The sequence below is a fragment of the Streptomyces sp. NPDC001406 genome (assembly GCF_042895285.1).
In the GTDB taxonomy this organism is placed as follows: Bacteria; Actinomycetota; Actinomycetes; order Streptomycetales; family Streptomycetaceae; genus Streptomyces.
Genome location: NZ_JBIAWG010000002.1, coordinates 688,908 through 709,300, shown reverse-complemented (window position 1 = coordinate 709,300; position 20,393 = coordinate 688,908). Strand labels below are relative to the sequence as shown.

Below are 20,393 nucleotides of genomic sequence, written 5' to 3'. Positions count from 1 at the left end.
TTTTGGGGTTGTGTTTGGTGTGGGGTGGTGGGGTTGTGGGGCGGTTTTTTTTTCTACACCCTATTGTTGTGGGGGGGGGGGGGGCCCCCCCCCCCCCCGGGGGGGGTGGGGCCCCCCCCGGGGGGGCCCCCCCGCCACTGGTGTTCCTGCAGCAACCACCCCACAGATGTCTGCCGGACGACTGCATCCGCGCCATCACTCTCAACCGCAGCTGCGCATGTGCGGCGAACTGGCTGATGGCCACCCCTGCGCGACGACGCCCCATCTGATGGCTTCCTGCCTGCCTCCGGCACCGGGCGACGGGGCGCGGTGCCGGATGCAGGCGACCGATCACCCGGCGCGGCGGCCCAGCTTCACCGGCAGCGTCTTGACCTGATTGATGAAGAACGACTCGGCGTGCGGCGCCTCGCCGACGATCTCCATCTCCGGGTAGCGCTTCAGCGTCTCCTCGATCATCAGCCGCAGCTCGAGCCGGGCCAGCGCGTTGCCGAGGCAGAAGTGGCGGCCACCGGCTCCGAACGCCTGGTGCTCCGGGTTGCGGGTCACGTCAAAACGGTGCGGGTCGTCGTACTTGTCCTCGTCCCGGTTGGACGACGGGTACCACATGACGACCTTGTCGTTCTCCTTGATCAGCCGGCCGCCGATCTCGACGTCCTTGGTCGCTGTACGCCGCATCATCGAGAACGCTGGAAACATCCGCAGGGCCTCCTCGACGACGCTCGGCACGAGCGACATGTCGTCGAGGACCAGTCGGCGCTGGTCAGGGTTTTCCATGAGCGCCTTCGTCGCGCTCACGTACGTCGCCATCGTGCTGTCGTTGCCGGCACCGATCAGGAGCAGCGTGCCGTACATGATCTCCTCGGCCGAGAGCGTCTGCCCGTCGATCTCGGCGTGCACGAGGACGCTGATCAGGTCGTCGGTGGGGTTCGCCCGGCGCGCCTCGATCATGTCGGTGACCTCCTGCATCAGGGTGGGTAGCAGCTGGTTGACGTAGGCGTCGATGCCGCCCGGGTTCAGGTCTGGGTCGTCACGACCCATGTACCGCTTCATGTAGTCGGCCCACTTGACGTCCTCCTCATCCGGGATACCGAGGAGGCGGTGAATGACCCGCGCGACGATGGGCTGAGAGACAGCGCTCACCAGGTCGCAGGTCTCCTCGGCGTCGAGGCGGTCGAAGACCGTGACGACGACCTTGCGGATCCAGTTCTCGTGCCCGGCGATCTTCTCGTTCGTGAAGCCCGCCAGGAAGAGCTGCTTGATCCGGTCGTGCTTCGGCGGGTCCATGCCAATGAACTCGGCACGCGCGAAATCGATCGGGATCTGATGGTTGGTGATGTCGATGCCCATGCGCTCCGACGAGAAGGTCCGCCAGTCGCGGCTGACCCTGGCGATGTCGTCGGCCTTGGTCAGCGACCAGAAACCCTCCTCTTCAGGCAGGACGGGGATGCCGGCTGACCAGTGCACCGGACACTTCGCACGCAGGTCGCTGAAGATCCCGTGCGGCGGCCCGTCCTTCCATAGGTCGAAGTCCGCGAGGGTCAGGTCCTCCGGTAGTTCGTCCGCGGTCATCGGTCCTCCTTCATCAGGGACGCCCGGTTCACTCGGGTCGCCCGACTGGGTCACTTGCTCCACTGAGCGAGGACGCTAGGACTTCAGGGGCGAGCCACCGCAGCGGCGTGAGGCGATCTGCGCCCGCCTGGGGGATGCATCAGGCGTCGGCGTAGCGCGCCCGGAGATGTGCCGCGAGCATGACCGCGGCCTCCGCAGTGTTCCGGCGCGTCTGCGCGTCGTCCTGGTGCGAAAGCATCTGCAGGCCGAGCCCGTCCGCCAGGGCGATGATGAGGCGGACGGTCGCGTCGAGCTCCGCGGCCGTCAGCCCGGGGTCCGCCTGCCGCAGCGTCGCGGTCCACATGTCGATGAAGCTGGCGTACATCTGCACGCCGAGGCCGGTCTCCTGGCGGGCCGCCCACAGGGCGAGGTCGAGCTCGGCGCGGGCCTCGTCCCGGTTACGAAGGCCCCACTCGAGGGTGCGGCTGAGCAGGTCCACCGCGACGTCGGCCACGCTCTGGCCGCCGCCGTCGATCGACGCGGTATCGGCACGGTGCGACTCCAGAATCCGGTCGAACACGTCCAGGAGCAGACGCTCCTTGTTCCGGAAGCAGTAGTGGAGGGCGGCCAGGGGCGCCTTGGCCGCCTCGGCGATCCGTCGCGTGCTGGCGCCCTCGACGCCGACCTCAGCGATCACCGCGACCGCCGCGGTGATGAACTGCTCGCGCCGCTCATCGGCCGGAATGTGTGCCATCTGACTCCTGTTCATCGCTCGGCCGGCTGCCCGCTCCCTCGGCACTGGTGCGCGGGCGGGCACGCCCGGCGCTCGCGGTCCCACGCGGCGTAGCGGGTCTCTGCGGTGCTGCACACCCGTCCGGTGGCCGAGCACAGGAGCACAGTGGCCGCGAAGCTCGCGCGCCAGCACGGCGTGCGGCGACGTACACCCGCATGGGCCAGTCCTGGCGCCGGACCGTGGGCTTGCCGAGGTGCGCCGGCAGGTTGCAGCACGGTACGGCTGAAGGTCGCGCATGCGTGGCCGACCGTCGCGGCGCTCCACCGGGTCGGGGGTCCCCACACCAAGGGCCAGAAGGCCCGTCGCCCCCGGCCGTCCGCCCCGTGCCGGCATCATCTTCCTCGCGTCCGCCCCGGACTTCATGACCGGTCAGGTGCTCATCGTCGACGGCGGCTACTCCACCCAGTGACACGTCGGTCCAACCGTTCCCGACGAATCGGCCGGTGTGCGCTCGTTGCTCGCACCGGCCGATTCGTTTATGCGTCCGTGTCAGGTGCCGGCCGTGGCGTCGGCCCAGGACACGCCGTTGAGGATGTCCCGCTTGCTCAACACCAGCTGACGCGGCGCGTTGATGCACAGCGCGCCTCGGAGCCGGTCCGCGCGGCCAAACAGGGCAACCAGCGACTTGTCGTCCGCCTGGGTGATTTTCACCTGGTCCCGGCCGTCCACGTGACCAACGAACTTGACCTTGGCCTCGAACTGGTCCGACCAGAAGTACGGGACGGGCGCGAACGGCTCGTTCTCCCCGAGCAGCGTGCGCGCCGCGTGGGCGCCCTGCTCGACGGCGTTGAGCCATTGCTCGACCCTCATCGTCTCCCCGAACAGCCGGTTCGGCCAGCGCACGAGGTCACCTGCCGCGACCACGTCGGGAGCCGTCGTCCTGAGAGCCTCGTCGCAGACCACGCCGTTCGCGAGCTCGATGCCGCTGCCCTCGAGCCAGCCGGTGTCCGGCTGGACCCCGACGCCGGCGACGATGAGATCGGCGGCCAGGACCGTGCCGTCTGCCAGGTGGACCTTGTTCCCACCGGGGGTGACCTCGACGCGGTCGATGCCGCTTCCGCAGTGGAGGTTCACGCCGTGACCGACGTGATGGTCCTGGAACCAGTGGCCGAGCTCGGAGCCGAGGACCCGGGTCAGCGGGACGGGAGCGATCTCCACGACCGAGACGTCCAGGCCCATCTGCCGGGCAGTGGCGGCGACCTCCAGCCCGATGAAGCCGGCCCCGATGACCACCAGGTGGCGGCCGGGCCGCAGCTGCTCGTGGAGGGTCAGCGAGTCGGCGAATGACCGCAACTCGTAGACGTTCGGCACGCCGTCGAGCAGCTCCAACGGACGGGTCCGGCATCCGGTGGCGACGACGAGGCCGTCGTACGACACCTCCCGGCCACCCTTGAGGAACAGCGTCTTGTCGGCGGCGTCGAGGCCGACCGCTGCCGCACCGAGGCAGACCTCGACGGCGTTGTCGTCGTACCAGCCGGGCTCCTTGATCAGCAGGCTGTGGTGCTCGTGGCCCTCGCACAATGCCTCCTTGGACAGCGGAGGCCGGTCGTACGGCAGCAAGTCTTCCGCGCTGACCAGCATGATGTTGCCCTCGTGACCCGCGTGCCGGAGCCCGTCGACAGCGTTCACCGCCGCCACCGAGCCGCCGACCACAACAATGCGGTCCATGGCGTCAGTCCTGCTCGAGGGTGATGACGCCCTCGGGGCACGAACGTACGGCGCGCTCCGCCTCCTCGAGGCGGTCGTCCGAGGGGTGCGGCTCGAGGAGAATGGCCTGGCCCGACTCGTCGTCGATGTCGAAGAGGTCCGGGCACTCCATCATGCAGCAGGCACAGCCCGTGCATCCGTCGAGGTCGATCCTGAGCGTCAGCGCCATGATGGCTCTCCTTGCGTTCTGGCCCGTGCGTTCTTGCGGGTCTGCCGACAAGGCTGGAGCCGTTCGTCGCTGCCCCGCCGGGCCGAGCCCCGAAGAATGCCCAACCGGGGGGTCTCTCGCAGAACGAGCCGCCGACTGGGCGGTCGTCGGCGTGCGAACCTGACGGCCCGTTTCGGAACGGACATGATCCGCACGGCGCTCGGCAACGGGCCGACCAGACCCGGCGTGGTGGTCCTCGGCCCGCCCATCGCCACCCGGCAGCTCACGGTCGACACGTTCGTCCTCGGCGCGAGCCTCACCTGATCACCGGCGGCCGCGACCGGCTGGCCCCCAGGACAACGACCCCGCGGCCGACCTCACGCCAGGCTCTGCAGCACCTTCCGGGCAGCCCGTCGGCCCGACGCCGCGGCCACGGCCAATGAAGGATCGCCCAGGTAGTCGCCCGCGAACCAGATCGGACCGAGCGGAGCGCGCAGGGTCTGCTGCGACGCGTCGCGCTTGCCCGGCTCCCAGTAGGACACCACGCGCGGCTGCCGCTTCACGACCACGCAGTCGATCTGGCCGTCGAGCTCCGGGAACATCCCGATCAGGTCGCGGAGGAACGCGGCCTCGATCTCCTCGTCGGAGAGTTTGCCCAGCTGGTCGGCGCAGGACCCGCCGGACAGCAACACCAGGGCGCCGCCCGGCTTCCGTGGGCCCTGGGCTCTCAGCGGTGCCGCGTGGTTGAACACCATCTGGAACGACAGCTCCGGCGTCGAGATGCCGTAGTAGTCGTCCCACCGCTGCGGGCCCTGCTCCTTCGTGAAGATCCCGGCCAGGATGTAGCGGCCGTACTTGATCTCGGTCAGCGCCGAATACTGGGCGTCCGGCAGGTCGGGCATGATCGCGAGGGCCCGGTCCGCGGGAGTGGCGACGACGGCACGCTTCGCCGTCAGCCGTGCCGGACCGGCCGCGTCGACGTACTCGACGATCACGCTGTCGTCGGTCCAGGTGATCCGCTGCACCTCGGCGCCGAGCCGCAGCCGGTCGCCGAGGTCCTCCGCGAGCGCGTCGGTGACGGCCTGGTTGCCTCCGACAGGAAGGGCGAAGTTCGGCACCTTCGCCGCCTTTTCGAGGGCAGTGCCGATGGAGATGGCGAGCTGCCGCGCCGCGGTCTCCTCGGGGTCGCAGCCGATCCACTGGCCGGACCAGGCGCGGAACAGGGCGATCATCTCAGGGGACCGGACCCCCGCCATCAGCGCCTCGACGCCCGACCGGGAGTCCAAGCGAGCCCGGACCGCACGCGCGACCTCGGCGTTGTTCCCTGAGAGGCGGGCGCATGCGTACTTGATGCGCAGCCCGACCCGCGCCAGCTCCAGTTTGGCCGCGAGTGGCATGCGGGAGCGCAGCAGGAGCAGGGGCGCGCTGTCGGTGGTCACCATCCGGCCCTTGAGGTACAGCGCCGCCTTCCGGCCGGCGAGCGAACCGCGCTCGATCCGGTAGCGGTCCATGACGTCGAAGAGCGGCCCCCCACCCTCGGTGAACTGGGTGCCGATGTTGAGCCAGTAGTCCCCGTGACGGACCGACTCGACGCGGCCACCGGCTCTCGTCGCTGCTTCCAGGACCACGACGTCAGTCGACTCGGCGGCCAGTGTCGAACTTGCCATGAGGCCGGCAGCACCAGCACCGACGACGACGACCTCGCACCGCTGTTCGCGAATGTTCCCGTTGCTCTGCATGGGGCGATCGTGCGCGCCGGTCGGCGTCGACGGCTCGTGCACCGCGGCAAGGCGCCCGGTCGGGGGATCCCGCCGCCACCGCCCCTCTCTCCCCCAGCCGGGTGCCGCTCAGCAGGCAGCCCGGCCGCCTGGGGGCGTGGAGCGGTTTGCTGCCTTCCGGCCATCGCGCCGCCCGCTGGTACGGGCCCGTCGCGCTCCGGCCGCCGCACTGCCGATCGAGACCGGGCCACCGGCCCACTGAGGAGGAGCTCTCCACCATGGGTGACGCCACCGTTTTCGCCGTGCTGAAGGAGCAGGCCGAGCAAGCACCGGACGCCCCTGTCCTCCTGATCGACGGCAAGGAGTGCTCGCGGGCCGAGCTGTTCGAGTCGGTCCGCGCCCTCGCGGCCGGCCTGCGGGCGCTCGGTCTCGACCGCGGTGACCGGGGCCTGATCGTCTCGGACAACAGGCTGGAGACCGTGGTCGCATGGCTGGGAGTCGACTCGGCCCGGATGATCGACGTCCCGATCAACCCGGAGGCCCGCGGCGCGTTCCTCGAGTACCTCGTCAGCGACTGCGGCCCGCGGGTGATGATCGGGCTCCCGGAGTACCTGCGTGCGGTGGCCGAGGTCGTTCCCGAGCATCCCGAGTTCGCCGTACTGATCGACCCCGACGGCGGCGACCTGCCGTTCGGCGCGAGCACCCGGCACCTCACCTTCGACGAGGTCATCGAGTTGGGCCGCGACGGCACGGTGGAGCCGCCGCTCGAGAGCGACGTCGCGACGATGATCTACACCTCCGGCACAACCGGGCCTTCCAAGGGAGTGCTGCTGCCTCATGCATACCAAGTCACCTGGGCCCGCCGCGGCTCGTCCGCCCTCGGCATGAAGCCGGGGCAGACCGTGTACACGCCCGAGCCGCTGTTCCACTCAGACGCCCGGTCGTACGTTCTCGGCGCGCTTCTCACCGGCGGCCGGGTAGCCCTCGGTAAACGATTCAGCGTGAGCCGGTTCTGGGACGAGGTGCGCGCCGCCGACGCATCGTGCTTCGGTTACCTCGGCACCATGCTGTCGATGCTGTACGCCGCCAGGCCCAGCGATGCCGATCGCGACCACCCGGCGGTGATCGGCTCCGGCGGCGGTGTGCCCGCAGCGCTCCAGAGGGACTTCGAGGAGCGCTACGGCGTCAAGCTCATCGAGATGTACGGCATGACCGAGGCGCTCTGCATCACGATGAACACGCCGGAGCGAACCCGGCCCGGCTCGGTGGGCGTGCCCACACCGGAGCTCGAGGTGCAGCTGGTCGACGCGGAGGACAAGCCGGTACCGGTCGGGGAGATCGGTGAGCTCATCGTGCGACCCCGGTCGCCGCACATCATGATGGCCGGCTACTGGAACAAGCCGGAGGCGACCGTCGCAGCCTGGCGCAACCTGTGGTTCCACACCGGCGACCGGATGCGGGCTGACGAGGACGGCTTCCTCTACTACGTCGGACGGCTCAAGGACTCGATCCGCCGGAGGGGCGAGAACGTGTCGGCGTGGGAGGTCGAGGGCGCGGCCAACAAGCACGACGACGTGCTCGTCGCTGCCGCCATCGGCGTGCCGTCGGAACTCGGCGAGGAGGACGTCGCGATCCTCGTCGTCCCCCGGGAGGGGCGCACGATCGATCCGCCCGGGCTGCGCGACTTCCTGGCCGCCGACCTCCCCAAGCACGCCGTTCCCCGCTTCATCGAGGTGGTCGACGACCTCCCGCGGACACCCACCGAGCGGGTCAACAAGGACAAGGTGCGCTCGCGCGGCATCACCGAAGCGGCGTGGGACGGCGAGGTTCCCCGGGTGTAGACGCCGGAGCCGGACGCCCCCACGCGAGCCGTACTCCCCCAACTGGGCCGATCCCGACACCGACCGCGAGGGGACCGCGTCGCACGACCTACGTTTCGCCGCACCAGCTTTTCGCCAAGTCACACAGGAGGAGCGATGAGTTCGATCAACAACCCCGGTTTCACGGTCGCGGACATGGCGTTGTGGGTCGACGGCCCGCCGCACGAGGTCTTCGCCGAGATGCGTGGAAAGTGCCCGGTGCACCACTCCGCCGGCATCGTCGGCATGCCCGAGGCGCCCGGGTTCTGGTCGATCACGAAGGCCGACGACATCGCGAAGATCAGCCGCGACTGGAAGACGTTCTCCTCCCACCGTGAGGGGGCCGTCGACCTGACCTGGGAGGGCATGCCCGAGGACCTCAAGGAACTGTCCAAGATGGACATGATCAACCTGGACCCGCCGCGGCACGACCGGCTCAAGCAGCTCTTCCTCGCCGGCTTCACCCAGGAGCGCATCGCGGCCGAGGAGGCCAAGGTCCGTGAGGCCGTCACGAACGTGCTCGACCGCCTCGACGGCAAGGAGACCTGCGACCTCGTCAACGACGTCGCCAAGCCCATCGTCGCCCGCGTCATCCACGGGTTCATGGGCATCCCCGAGGAGGACGACGCCCGCTGGATCCACAACATCAGCCGCTACATCGCCCTCGACGACCCGCACTTCAACCCCGGCGGTCTCGAGGAGTGGCTCACGGTCTTCATCCCCGACCTGATCGAGCAGTGCGTGGCGCTGATCGAGGACCGCAAGGCCAACCCCGGCGACGACCTCATCAGTATCCTCGTCAACGCGGAGGTCGAGGGTGACCGGCTCACCGACGACGAGATCGTCGCGGGCATGCTGCTGCTCTTCGCCGCCGGCAACGACAGCACCATGGCGACGTACACGAGCGCCATGATCGCGCTGATGCAGAATCCCGACGAGCGTCAGAAGGTCCTCGACGACCCGTCGCTGGTGCCCAGCGCCGTCGAGGAGGCGCTCCGGATGTTCCCCGCGTTCACGTTGATGCGGCGCACGGCGACGAAGGACACCGAGGTCGGGGGGCAGACGATCAAGGAGGGCGACCAGGTTGTCCTGTTCTACCCGTCGGCGAACCGCGACGAGGACAAGTACGAGGACCCGGACCGCTTCGACGTCACCCGCAACCCCGAGCACCAGGCGTTCGGAGCCGGCGGCCGCCACTTCTGCCTCGGCAACGCGCTGGCCCGCCTTGAGCTGCGGCTGATGGTCGGGGAAACGCTCAAGCGCTACCCGCAGATGGAGATCGCCGGCGACGCGCCGTTCACCGCGTCGTTCTTCGTCAACCAGCGCCAGACGCTCCCGGTCCGGCTGGGCCCCCGCGCGAACTGACCTGACCCACCCCCGGACAGGAAGTGGAGAACCCGTGTCAGACAAGTCCGCAGGAACCAAGACGTACGACGTGGCCGTTGTCGGCTGCGGGCTGCTGGGCTCGGCCCTCGCCCGCAACTTCGCGGCCCAGGGCCTGAAGACCGCCGCCTGGAACCGCACACCGGCCAAGGCCAAGGCGCTCGCGGGAGACGGCGTGAGCGCACTCCACGACATCGACGAGGTCGTGCGCTCGTCGAGGCTCGTCGTGGCCGTCACGTCGACGTACGCGACCACCCGCGAGGCCATCGCGGGTGCCGCCGACTGGACCGGCACCGCCCTGGTCAACGTCGGCACCGGCACGCCCATCGAGGCGGAGGAGATGAAGGCGTGGGCCGAGGAACGCGGTGTTCCCTACCTCGACGGCGCGGTGCTCTGCTACCCACAGCAGATCGGCACCGAGGGTGGCATGGTCCTCTACTCGGGCTCCCCTGAAATCTGGGCGGAGCACGAGCGCACTCTGATGGCCCCGGGCCCCTACTCCATGCGCGTCTCCGACGACGTGAAGGCGGCGAGCGTCCTCGACGCCGCGATCATCGCCGGATTCTACTCCGCCGCACTGAGCGCTTACGTCGAAGCCTCGACCTACGCGCTCGACCAGGGTGTCGACCCGGAGACACTGAATGCCATCAGCGAGCTGGCGTTCCAGACCCTGGCCGCCACCACGAAGGAGGCCGTGGGCGCCATCGTGAGCGACCAGCACACGACCGACGTGGCCACGCTCGGTGTCTACGCCGCGGGGTGTCGCGCCGCCCTCGGCACCATGCAGTCGGCCGGTCACAAGGCCCGGCTGCTCACGGCCGCCGTGCAGAACCTCGCCGAGGCCGAGAAGGCCGGCCTCGGCGAACTCGGGTTCTTCGCCTCCACGAAGGTCGCCCGCGCCGACGCCTGACCCTGCCCACCGTCGAGGCGCCGGACCCCGGACCGCGGACCCGCCCGACTGGGCGGGTCCGCGCGCAGCCCTCCGCTGCGCGCGGTCCGGGGCTCTATCTTCGGCGCATGGGCAAGACACCGATCCTCGGTGCCGGGGCAACCTGAGCGGGCTGACCGTCGGCCACCGCCACCGGTCGGCACCGGACACCGAGCGGGTGGCCACCAGCCGCGAGAGCGGACTGCCCGTCCGGCTGCGCGTTCCCGCGAGCCGAGTCGGTCCTCTGTGTCCCGTGCCCAGATCGCGAGCTGGGTCACCAAGCACTCGGGCGACAGTCACTGACCACTCCCCCAGGTGGGCACACTGCCGGGCCTCGGGACAGCCGCATCGGTCCGCTGCGAGCACGATGCGGCCATGACTTCCTCAACTTCTGGACAGAGCGCGCCGAAGAGGGTGCTCGTGACCGGCGGAGCTGGCGAGATGGGCGCGTATGCCTGCGGCGTGCTCGCCAAGGCCGACGAGATCGCCAAGGTGGTCGTCGCCGATCGCGACGAGGAGAAAGCGACCAAGCTGGCCGCCGGCCTCGGCCCGAAGGCCACCCCGCTGGCCCTCGACATCTCGGACTCAGAGGCGCTGGCGAGAGCGCTGGCCGACGTCGACATCGTGCTCAACTGCGCGGGCCCGTTCTACCGCTTCGGTCGCGAGGTCCTCAGCGCCGCCATCGCGGCCGGCACCGACTACCTCGACATCTGCGACGACTGGGAGCCCACCCTGGAGATGCTCGAGCTGGACGACGCCGCGCGTGCGGCCGGCGTCACGGCCGTGATCGGCATGGGCGCCAGCCCGGGCACCAGCAACCTGCTCGCCGTCCTGGCGATGGACGAGTGCGACGCCGTCGACCGGGTCTACACGTCGTGGCGTGCCTCCGCGGCCCATTTCCCCCGACCCACCGCCGACCAGGAGTTCCCTGAGGCGACCGCTGCCATCGAGCACTGGGTGCACAACTGCACCGAGCCGATCAAGATCTGGCGCGACGGTGGCCTTGTCGACGCGCACGCCCTCGAAGAGCTGACGCTCGCCTACCCCGGGTGGGGCGAGGACGCGGTCTGGGTGTGCGGCCACCCCGAACCGCTCACCCTTCCGAGGATCCGGCCCGAGGTACGGGAGTCGCTCAACGTGATGAGCGCCCGCCGCGGACTCATGAACGGCATCAGCGGCATCGCCGAGCGCGTCCGCGCCGGAGAGCTGAACGTCCGCCAGGCTTCCGACGAGCTCCTTCGTCAGCCGAACCTCAGCGGCAAGGCCGCCGGCCGGTCGCCGAGCCTGCCCAGCAACATCTTCGCCATCGCGGAGGGCACCAAGGACGGAACCCGCGTCCGCGTCGGCGCGCAGGCCCTGGTGCAGCCGGAGGGCAACATGGGCGAGATGACCGGGATCCCGCTGGCCGTGGCGACGCTGATGGCGGCCCGCGGCCAGGTGAGCAAGCCGGGCGTCCACGGACCCGAGGGCGCCATCGACCCGAAGATCTTCTTCAACGACCTGGCGCAGTTCGCCGACGAGCCTCCCGCGCCCGGCGTCGCGGTGTACGAGGTCGTCACGGACGTCCTCGACAGCTGACGGCGCGCCGCCGAACAGACTCCCAACCACCAAGGAAGGCAGGGCTCCCGGAACACGGCGGCCGCCTGCCTGGCCGCCATGCTCGCCGGGCCTGCCCCGGCCGGGCGCCGGTTCGTGGCCACAGCTATGGCGCTGATGGTCGGCAACCGCCGTGGCCGCCCTCGTCCACCGCCTTGCCCGTCGCCCCGTGACGACCGCGCTGGTCGTCGACTCGACGGATCGCGATCGTCCAGCGTTCCGACCTCAGCCCGGAGACCACTTTCGCCGGGCGCCGCATGTCCGACCTGGCCTACTGAGCGAGAGCTTGGTGGCTACTGGCGACAGCGCTGGGCGCGCGTACTCCTCCCGACGGTTGTACGACCGGCACGCTCAGCCGTCGCAACCAGACCTGCGTCGCCTGGAAAGTGATCCCAGACATAGGTCACCTGGGTGGGACCGGGCAGCAAACCACGCCGGTGGTCCGGTGGTGCGGCACCGTGACCAGCGCTCGAGCGAACGTGCTCGCGCGCACGACGGAACTCAGCGACATGAATCGGAGCAGGTGGCCACGTGGACGAAGCAGGCGGATCTTCCCTCACCTACCTCTCGGGCAGTGGGTGGGTCGACAGGCCGACGACGCTCGAGCCGGCCCTGACCGGCGACGTGGAGTGCGACGTCGCTGTGATCGGCGGCGGACTCGGCGGGATGGCGGCCGCGCTACGGCTCGCGAAGCTCGGCCGGGACGTCGTACTCGTCGAGGCCGACCTCTGTGGCTGGGGAGCCAGCGCCCGCAACGCCGGCTACATCACACCGACCCTCGGCAACGACCCCCGCATCCTCAACCGCTTCTACGGCGACCGGGTGCGCGGGCTCTACAAGTTCGCCAGTAATGCGGTGGACTTCACGGAGGATCTCGTCACCAGGCATGGGATCGACTGCGGCTACCAGCCGACCGGCAACATCGCGGCCGCGCCGACTGCCGCCGCGTTCCGGCGCATGGTGGCGCACGGCAGGCCGGGCCGCCGATCGGTGGTGGGCGACGCCGCACAGCTCGGCATCCCGCCGGCCTTCCCGGGCGGTATCCACATCAAGGTCGGCGGCATCCTGAACCCGGGGCAGCTGGCGCTCGGTGTCCGCGAGGTGGTTCGCACGTCGGCCGTGCGCGTGTTCGAACAGAGTCCGGTCACCGGCGTCGTCGACACCGGTGACTCCGTGAGGGTCGAGCTGTCCGGAGGACGGATCAGGGCCCGCCAGGCGATCCTGACCACCAACGCCTTCACCAACGAGCTGCCGATCGCGCCGCGCAACCTCAGCACTCCGGTCTGGGTGACGGCGGTCGAGACCGAGCCGGTCTCCGCCGAGATGCTGGACGCCGCCGGTTGGACGAGTCGCACCCCCATGACGACGAACCATTTCGTGATGCAGAGCTTCCGGCCGACGAACCGCGGCACCATCGTCTACTCCACGCGCTGCCTGCAGACGGCCCGTCGGCCGCGGGCGGACCGAATGCCCGACCAGGCGGTGGTCGACGACCTGGTGCGTGGTTTCCGGGAGCGTTTCCCCACGTTGACCGACGTCGCCCCGGCTCGCGCCTGGGGCGGTTGGATCGGGCTCACGCCGTCCAACATGGCGGTCGTAGGACAGGCAACACCCCGCGTCTACTACTCGATGGCCTGCAACGGGCACGGGCTGCCCCAGGCCCCGTACCTCGGCACCCTGCTCGCCGACCACCTCGTTGAGAAGGGCATGCACGACGACCTGGCCGCCGTCTGGCGAGAGTCACGACGGTTCGCTCCGGGCATCGTGAACCCGGTGACGCTGCGCCTGGGTTGGCTCGCCGACCGCCTGGGCGACCGAATCGGCCGCCTCCGCCGATGACGCCGGCCTCCCCCGGCCGGGCGTCGCTTGTGGTCGCTCGGCCCGCGTACGTCGACGGATGCAGGAACGTGCAAGGCATCGAAGAGGCCGTGAACCACATGTTGATCCGAAGAGGAGCCTGACCACCCATGCCTGACACCAAGCCGCCCCTGGGCACTGTGATCATTGTCGGCGGCGCCGGCGCGATGGGGCGCTGGGCCGTCCGAGGGATCGCCAAGCTCGGCACGGCCAAGAAGGTGCTGATCGCCGACATCGACGTGTCACGCGCCCAGCAGCTCGCCGATGAGGTCGGCGGTCCGTGCGTCCCCGTGCGCCTCGACGCCACGGACCCGGCAGCGCTGCGGCAGGCGTTCGTCGAGTGCGACGTGGTCCTCAACACCATGGGCCCGTTCTCGAAGTTCGCCAGGCCCATAGTGGAGGCCGCCATCGACTGCGGCTGCGACTACCTGGACATCGACGACGACTGGGAGTCCACGGTCGAGGCGTTCGAGTTCGACGCCCAGGCTCGCGACAAGGGCCTCCGCGTCGTGAAGGGCATCGGCGGCAGCCCGGGCATCTCCAACTTGGCGGCAGCACTGGTCGCCCGGCGGCTCGACAAGGTCACCGAGATCTTCACCGGGTGGTCGATGCGTGGCGCGGTGCTGGAGGACGAGCCGGCTTACCCGTCGACCGGTGGTGCCGGGGCGGCCGTCGAGCACTGGCTGATCCAGATCAGCGGCTCGATCCGCGCCTACCGCAACGGCACCGAGAAGGACATCGAACCCCTCACTCCCGTCGAGCTCCTGTACCCGGGCAAAGGGCAGGTCCGGGCCTATACCGTCGGGCACCCCGAGGCGATCACCCTGCCGCGCTGCTTCCCGACCGTCGTCAGCTCGACGAACCTCACGTCCGGTCCGGCGTGGGTCTTCGACCACGCGCGCAGGGTCGCGGCCGACTACGACGCCGGTCGGGTGACCCTCGCTGAGGGCGCCGGCCGCCTCGAGGACATGCCCGCTCCCCCGGTCGACGCTCCGCGCACTCGCGATCCGCTCGCCCAGGTCTGGGCCCTCGCTCGCGGCGAGCGCGACGGGGAGCCGCTCGCGATCTCGGTCGAACCGGCGTCGATGCCGCCGGGCAAGATGGGCGGCGGCACCGGCGCGGCACTGGCGGTGGGACTCGAGCTGTTGCGCCAGGGCCGCATCACCGAGCCCGGCGTGCACGCCCCGGAGGGCGTCATCGACCCCCACGACTTCTTCTCGGTGTTCCTGGGGTTCGTCGAGCCGGCCGTCGCGTCGGTGGATGATCTCCTGATCATCCACGAAGGGCCGGTCGGCTGATCGACGACCGCGGTGACGCCAGCGCGCGCCGATGTCACCTCGCCACAGAGGCCCACCGCCACCGGCGGTGGGCCTCTCCGGCGTCGGTCACAGTGGCGAGGAGCGCGGGGACAGCGAGCAGGGCGGCGACTCCCGGGCCGAGCTGATCCCCCAACCGGGCGCGATGACCCTCAGGAGACGGGCGCGGCACCGTGCGGTTGGCGAACATCTGGGCATGACGATTCAGAAGATCAACCCGGACACGATCGCGCCACCGCACGGCCACACGCAGGTGATCGTCGCGACCGGCAGCAAGCACGTCTACATCTCGGGGCAGATCGCCATCGACGTCGACGAGAAGCTGCTCGGCGAAGGGGACTACGAGACGCAGGGCTACCACACGGTGAAGAACGCCTACGCGGCCATCGCTGCGTCGGGCGCCAACCCGAAGGATGTGGTTCGGATGATGGTGTACGTCGTCGATCCGACCCAGGAGAACCTCGAGAAGCTCTACGGCGGGCTGGCCAGGGCCACCTCCGAGGCCGGCGGCAGCACCACCGCCATGACCTTGATAGGCGTCGTCGGCCTGTCCACGCCCGGCGCCTTGGTCGAGGCGGACATGACCGCCATCACCGACTGATGAATGGCAGAGGCCCGGCCGTACGACACCGGAGGTCCCCTGATTCCGGCTCATGCCGAGGGAGGTGTCTGCGGCGGGGTCCTGCCAGCCCTCAGAGACCCTTCGGCCCCCACGGGGACCGCGCTTATGAAAGCCAGTCCAGCCGGCCCGAGGGCGACCGGATACTGGGCGCGCCTTCTTCACGTAGGCGAGGGACGGGACAACCACCTTCTGGCGGACGTACCCCGGCTCCTGGACCCCGCGCCCGAGCGGCGCTGGTGGTCGGAGACGTGGTCGGCCATGGGCTGCACGGGGCGGCGACCATGGGCCGGTTGAACTCAACGCACAAGCGGAGCGCGCGGTACTCGAAGGCAAGAGCCACCGTCGGCGGCCCGCGCTCAGGGAGCGGCTGAGCCGCATCGCTGCTTCACGCCAGGCAGTTCTCGAACGCAGCGGAGGCGCCTGTGAAAACCCCCTCTGCCCTGATCCCCGTTACACCTCAGCCCTCAGCCGAAACGGCACCTATCTGCTGGAAGTGGATCACATTGATGATCACGCGAAGGGCGGCGAAGACCTGCCCCGGGCAATGATCGCTCTGTGTCCCAACTGCCATGCTCTTAAGACTCGTGGCACTGTCACCGACGATTTCCGCCAACTATTGCGCGTCATCACTGCCCTCACCAAGCACCGGCAACTGCTCGCCGACGCTTGAACTGTGGACTGACACTTGGCGGCGCGACTCGATGCGCGACGTAGTCCCTGTTGCCAGCGGTGGTGGTGATCCTGGAGCCAAGCAACTGTCCAGGCTGCGCACTGAGCCGACCCGCGCAGCCAGACGATCCGGTCATTCATGCTCCACCCACACCTGGCCGGGGCGCGCCATGAGCGGCACGGATCCCTACGAACGATCGGGTGCAATCGCAAAGTAGGTGCACCATGAGAGCGTCACAGCGACACGGACCGCATGAGGCGCCGACTGCATCGTGCGCGCCAGCGCGGCCGACCCCCCGACGATGCTGCACCGGAGCGCTCCGGTGCAGCATCGTCGTCTCACGGCCACGCAGAAGCCCCGGCGGGATAGTTCCCGACTGGGCTTCGCAGTCCGCCCGCTCTCACGCACCTGTCACGAACAGGGCGGACACTCCCGGACCACGAGGCACTGACCTGCATTTTTGTGCCTGACATGGAGTGGCTGGACGCCTTTGGACGGTCCCTACAACCTGTGCCATGTGGTACCCAGGGAGGGTCCCAGGATCAGGACCGGGGCGTCTTCTGGCCCGTCAAAGCGGTATTGCAGGGTGTTCGGTGGTGTCTCGCTCACCCGTCCGAGCCTCTCATCTGTCACGAGATGTCACATCGCCGGGGTGAATCTAGCGGGCCTCGTCCCACTCTCGCCAAGTCGCTCGGTTGGTGGTCCTCATGGGTCACGCCGTCTCCTCCGCCGCAGCCCCGTGCAGGCCATCCCATGTGGTGGCGGCTCCACGAAGATCCTCTACATCCGGCTTGACGTACCACCGCTTGGTTGTCTTTACGTTCGTATGCGCAGCCCATCGCGCGGATCCGGCGACGACGGTGCCGGCGGCCAGAATCATGGTGGCCGCGCCGAGTGCGGCACGCCGCAGGAACGTGGAGCGCATGGAAGGTCCTTCCTTCACACCGGGACGGCGGCTGCCGACCGTTACGGCAAGTCGTACGCCGGACGGCACCGCGCCAACCGCAGGTGGATCCGGCCGGGTGAGCGCATGGTCAGGGATGTGACACAACACCGATGAGCACCGTGAAACCGACGCTCGGAACACAGAAGGTCAGCCCAGCTGTCGGACGCACCGCCGAGTGGATCACGCGCTGCCTGCTCGGCTGGCCCCCGGGCAAGGAGGACGCTGCCCGGCCGGCAGCCCGGCTCCAGCAGCGTCAACTCCGGCCCGGTGAAACGGCCTTCCGACAGGGGGCGATCCCAGACGGAATCTGGATCATCCGCAGCGGACAGCTCACGGCCGACACGGTGGGCGTCGCACCGGGGTCGCTCATGGTGAATGCCTCCAGGCTGTCGTCGGGTGTGCTCTCCTCGGCCGCGGGCACACCCTCAGAACCGGCGTACGCGGCAACGATCTCGTCGACCTGCTGGTAGCCGGAGCGCAGGAGGAAGGTGTTGAGGCGGCCGTAGGACTTGGCGCCGAGGATGAAGAAGTCCGGTTCGGGGTTGCGGAGTTGGTCGATGCCGGGTGCGGGCTGTGCCAGGCAGTCCGCGCTTGCGCCGGAGGCGGCCAGCAGGGCGGCGGAGAGGTTCATGGGGGCGCCGGTGGCGTAGCACTCGTGAACCTGGAGCTGGCGGTAGAGGGTCTGGTCGCCGGTGTGGCCGGTGAGGGAGACCACGTGGTCGGCGAGTACGTCCTGCGGGGCGGCGGGGGCGGTGAGACGGACACGGATGCGGTCTCCGTCGGGACTGAGGGACTGCACGCGGGCGCCGGTGTGGACGGTTACCCGATCGTGGGCGCCGTCGGTCAACGCCTGGGAGATGTCGACGAGTTCCTGGCGTGCGGGGAGGGTGTCGTCGGGAACCACGCCCCAGTCGGGGGCAGGGTTGCGGACCGCCCAGATGAGCCGGGTGCCGGGGAGGGCGGCGAGGTCGCGGCTGCGGTCTGGGCGGATTTTCCGGCGCCGACGAGCAGGACGGTGCCCTGCCAGTGGGTGGGGTCGGTGGTGTTGGGGATGGTGCGGGTGATGCGGTGGGCGAGGGCGCGTTCGCCGGGGGCGGGGATGCCGCCGTCGCCGAGGGTGTTGGGGTGGGTGTAGGTGCCGGTGCAGTCCAGGACCATGGTCGCTTCCGCGGTGTCCTCGCCGTCCGGGGTGTCCAGGAGCAGGGTGAAGGGGAGGGCGGCCCGGGCCGTCGTGCCGATCTGCTCGTGCTTGAGCAGGCCGGTACGGGCGATGCCGACGACGCGGGTGTGGTAGCGGATACGGCTTGTGAGTGCCGGGAGTTCGGCGATCGGCCTCAGGAGGCGGGTGAGCAGTTCGGTGCCGGTGGGGCAGGGGCCGTCCGACGGTGCGTCGCAGAGGTGGGCGCGCATCCGGTGGGAGACGTTCAGCTCCCAGGGGGTGAACAGGCGGACGTGGCCCCAGGCGCGTACGTTCGCGGCCGCGGTGTCGGCGGCTTCGTAGACGGTGAACGGCCATCCGGCGTCGGCGCAGGCGAGGGCGGCGTCCAGGCCGATGGGTCCGGCGCCGAGGATCGCGACGTGCGGGATGGCGGGCATACGCGGGTACCTCCCGGGGCGGTTGTCAGATGGCGCAGTGGACAGGGCGGGGCAGGCTGCCGTCGGCGAGACGGGCGGCGAAGAAACGCTCGGTCACCAGTTGTTTGCCCCGCTCCAGTGGGGTGCCGGCGGGTGCGAGATGCATGTCGGGGCTGGTGGTCAGGTCGGCTCCGGCGGGGTGCCAGTGCAGGCCGTCCGCCGTTACGGTGAGTTCGGGGACGGAGGAGTCCTCGCCGATCTCGACGCCCTCGTCGGCGAGGCCGCGGTGCAGCAGGGGACGTACGGCGAAGTGGTGCGCGGGCAGGCCGAGTTCGGCCAGGAGGGCGGCGACGGCCGGGATCTCGCCGGTGTTCTCCGGGGTTTCGGTGAGCGCGACGCGTGGGGGCAGGCCGATGTCGATCAGGTGGCGGATGCCGTCCATGGTGCGCTGCCAGGAGCCGGGGCCGCGGTGCAGGTCGTGGGTGGCGGGTGTGGCGCCGTCCAGGGAGGTCTGGACGGTGAGTTTGCGGTCGGCGAGAGTGTCCAGGCCGTTGGCGCGTCTGCCGCGCAGCAGCATCGCGTTGGTCATGACGACGGTGGGCAATTGGGCGGAGGCGTAGTCGAGCAGGCCGACGATGTCGGGGTGGAGGAAGGGCTCGCCGCCCGTGATGTACAGCTCAGTGAATCCGGAGGCCACCGCCTCGTCCGCCAGTGCCCGGAAGTCCGTGGCGGTCAGGGTGCGCGGGGCGGCCTTGGGGGAGGAGGCGACGGCGCAGTAGTCGCAGGCCAGGTTGCAGTGGAAGTTGGTGTAGATCCACAGCCGGGAGGGGAAGTAGGGACTGCCGAACAGTGGCACTACCGGGCGGTCACCCTCCAGTGCGGACGCTGACGCGGGTCCCCACCCGTCCTCGGCGGGCTGGAAGGCGGTCGGCAGGGTGGAGCGGTAGAGGTGGTAGCGGCCGCGGGCGCGTTCGCGTGGGGGCAGGATCTCCAGGCAGGTGGTCCACCAGCCGGTCTCGATGGTCTCCACGAAGACCTCCGGGAGCCCGGCGGCGCGCATGGAGGCGGCCTGTGTCTGCCAGTCGTACGACAACGGCACCAGCTCGGCCGACGCCTGCCCGGCGTCGAGGTCGAGCAGGGCGTACCAGACCTCGTGGCGGCCGTCGTTGGCGGGTTTGCCCAGCACACCGACATTCACCACCAGCGTGTCGCCGGTCCGTCGCTGCCAGGGCAGGCCGCTGTGCGTGCACAGGATCACGTCCGTGCTGGACGCTGCCACTCGCTGCTGGTGCTGGTTTTCGGGCAGGGACTCCCACCAGAAGTCGTTCAGGGCGAGGGTGGAGCCGTGCACCATGTGCACGTCGACCCCGTCGATCGTCTCCCGGCGCTCGGTGGGTAGTTCGCCCATCCAGGCGGCGAAGCGACGGCTGGTGGTGGCGAGGGTGTGGTCGTAGATGAGCTGGGCGAACTCGTTGTCCTTCGGATCGCGGTAGCCGCAGCCGCAGTCGGTGTCGCCCCGGGCGATCGCCACGTCGTAGTTGCCCGCGACACAGGTGATGTCGTTGCCGGTCAGGATCGGCCACAGGGCGTCGACGTCGGCGCCGAAGCCGCCCAGGTCGCCCAGGCAGTACAGCCGTTCGGCGCCTTGGGCACGGGCGTCGTCGACGAAGGCTTGCAGGGCGTACGGGTTGCCGTAGGGGCCGCCGCATACCGCGATGCGCATGTCA

General features: G+C 69.7%; 18 protein-coding genes. 9 read left to right on the top strand and 9 right to left on the bottom strand.

Annotated features, from left to right (window positions below):
- Positions 1-330: 330 nt before the first annotated feature.
- Together ACFY1J_RS07325 and ACFY1J_RS07320 are read right to left on the bottom strand one after the other, a co-directional pair.
- Positions 331-1,569: a cytochrome P450 gene (locus ACFY1J_RS07325; RefSeq protein ID WP_390730835.1), complete on the bottom strand. Its 1,239-nt coding sequence runs from the start codon at positions 1,567-1,569 to the stop codon at positions 331-333.
- 139 nt (positions 1,570-1,708) lie between these two features.
- Complete coding sequence (locus ACFY1J_RS07320; RefSeq protein WP_390730834.1) at positions 1,709-2,302, bottom strand: TetR/AcrR family transcriptional regulator; 594 nt, start codon at positions 2,300-2,302, stop codon at positions 1,709-1,711.
- Between the two features lie 274 nt (positions 2,303-2,576).
- Here ACFY1J_RS07320 and ACFY1J_RS07315 point away from each other — a divergent pair, with 274 nt between their 5' ends.
- Positions 2,577-2,750 (top strand): hypothetical protein, encoded by a 174-nt coding sequence (locus ACFY1J_RS07315; protein WP_390730833.1) that lies wholly within the window; start codon positions 2,577-2,579, stop codon positions 2,748-2,750.
- Positions 2,751-2,830: 80 nt separating this feature from the next.
- Here ACFY1J_RS07315 and ACFY1J_RS07310 read toward each other — a convergent pair whose 3' ends face one another.
- The 3 genes from ACFY1J_RS07310 to ACFY1J_RS07300 form a co-directional block, all read right to left on the bottom strand.
- Positions 2,831-4,009 carry an NAD(P)/FAD-dependent oxidoreductase gene (locus tag ACFY1J_RS07310; RefSeq protein WP_390730832.1) on the bottom strand — a complete coding sequence of 393 codons (1,179 nt, stop codon included), beginning with the start codon at positions 4,007-4,009 and terminating at the stop codon, positions 2,831-2,833.
- A 4-nt stretch (positions 4,010-4,013) separates the two neighbouring features.
- A complete protein-coding gene (locus tag ACFY1J_RS07305; RefSeq protein ID WP_351214502.1) occupies positions 4,014-4,217 on the bottom strand; it encodes a ferredoxin in 204 nt (67 codons plus the stop codon).
- A 356-nt stretch (positions 4,218-4,573) separates the two neighbouring features.
- On the bottom strand, positions 4,574-5,935 hold the full coding sequence (locus ACFY1J_RS07300) for a flavin monoamine oxidase family protein (RefSeq protein ID WP_390730831.1): 1,362 nt from the start codon (positions 5,933-5,935) through the stop codon (positions 4,574-4,576).
- Between the two features lie 257 nt (positions 5,936-6,192).
- On the opposite strand from ACFY1J_RS07300, the gene ACFY1J_RS07295 reads away from it, so the two are divergent.
- The 8 genes from ACFY1J_RS07295 (at position 6,193) to ACFY1J_RS07260 (ending at position 16,145) form a co-directional block, all read left to right on the top strand.
- Positions 6,193-7,755 carry an AMP-binding protein gene (locus ACFY1J_RS07295; RefSeq protein ID WP_390730830.1) on the top strand — a complete coding sequence of 521 codons (1,563 nt, stop codon included), beginning with the start codon at positions 6,193-6,195 and terminating at the stop codon, positions 7,753-7,755.
- 135 nt (positions 7,756-7,890) lie between these two features.
- Positions 7,891-9,138: a cytochrome P450 gene (locus tag ACFY1J_RS07290; RefSeq protein ID WP_390730829.1), complete on the top strand. Its 1,248-nt coding sequence runs from the start codon at positions 7,891-7,893 to the stop codon at positions 9,136-9,138.
- Positions 9,139-9,172: 34 nt separating this feature from the next.
- Entirely contained in the window at positions 9,173-10,066 is an 894-nt protein-coding gene (locus tag ACFY1J_RS07285; RefSeq protein ID WP_390730828.1) for an NAD(P)-binding domain-containing protein, read from the top strand.
- 393 nt (positions 10,067-10,459) lie between these two features.
- Complete coding sequence (locus ACFY1J_RS07280) at positions 10,460-11,662, top strand: saccharopine dehydrogenase family protein (protein WP_390730827.1); 1,203 nt, start codon at positions 10,460-10,462, stop codon at positions 11,660-11,662.
- 549 nt (positions 11,663-12,211) lie between these two features.
- Positions 12,212-13,519: an NAD(P)/FAD-dependent oxidoreductase gene (locus ACFY1J_RS07275; protein ID WP_390730826.1), complete on the top strand. Its 1,308-nt coding sequence runs from the start codon at positions 12,212-12,214 to the stop codon at positions 13,517-13,519.
- Positions 13,520-13,647: 128 nt separating this feature from the next.
- Positions 13,648-14,835, top strand: a complete 1,188-nt coding sequence (locus ACFY1J_RS07270) for a saccharopine dehydrogenase family protein (RefSeq protein ID WP_390730825.1) — start codon at positions 13,648-13,650, stop codon at positions 14,833-14,835.
- Between the two features lie 67 nt (positions 14,836-14,902).
- Entirely contained in the window at positions 14,903-15,454 is a 552-nt protein-coding gene (locus ACFY1J_RS07265; protein ID WP_390730824.1) for a RidA family protein, read from the top strand.
- A 388-nt stretch (positions 15,455-15,842) separates the two neighbouring features.
- Positions 15,843-16,145 (top strand): HNH endonuclease, encoded by a 303-nt coding sequence (locus tag ACFY1J_RS07260; RefSeq protein WP_390730843.1) that lies wholly within the window; start codon positions 15,843-15,845, stop codon positions 16,143-16,145.
- Positions 16,146-16,857: 712 nt separating this feature from the next.
- Here ACFY1J_RS07260 and ACFY1J_RS07255 read toward each other — a convergent pair.
- The 4 genes from ACFY1J_RS07255 to ACFY1J_RS07240 form a co-directional block, all read right to left on the bottom strand.
- Entirely contained in the window at positions 16,858-17,070 is a 213-nt protein-coding gene (locus ACFY1J_RS07255) for a hypothetical protein (protein WP_390707154.1), read from the bottom strand.
- 274 nt (positions 17,071-17,344) lie between these two features.
- Positions 17,345-17,995: a hypothetical protein gene (locus tag ACFY1J_RS07250; protein ID WP_390730823.1), complete on the bottom strand. Its 651-nt coding sequence runs from the start codon at positions 17,993-17,995 to the stop codon at positions 17,345-17,347.
- On the bottom strand, positions 17,935-18,687 hold the full coding sequence (locus ACFY1J_RS07245; RefSeq protein WP_390730822.1) for a hypothetical protein: 753 nt from the start codon (positions 18,685-18,687) through the stop codon (positions 17,935-17,937). The genes ACFY1J_RS07250 and ACFY1J_RS07245 overlap by 61 nt, the downstream gene beginning before the upstream one ends.
- Positions 18,688-18,712: 25 nt before the next feature.
- Positions 18,713-20,389, bottom strand: coding sequence for a radical SAM protein (locus ACFY1J_RS07240; protein WP_390707156.1), 1,677 nt, complete (start codon positions 20,387-20,389; stop codon positions 18,713-18,715).
- Positions 20,390-20,393: the final 4 nt, after the last annotated feature.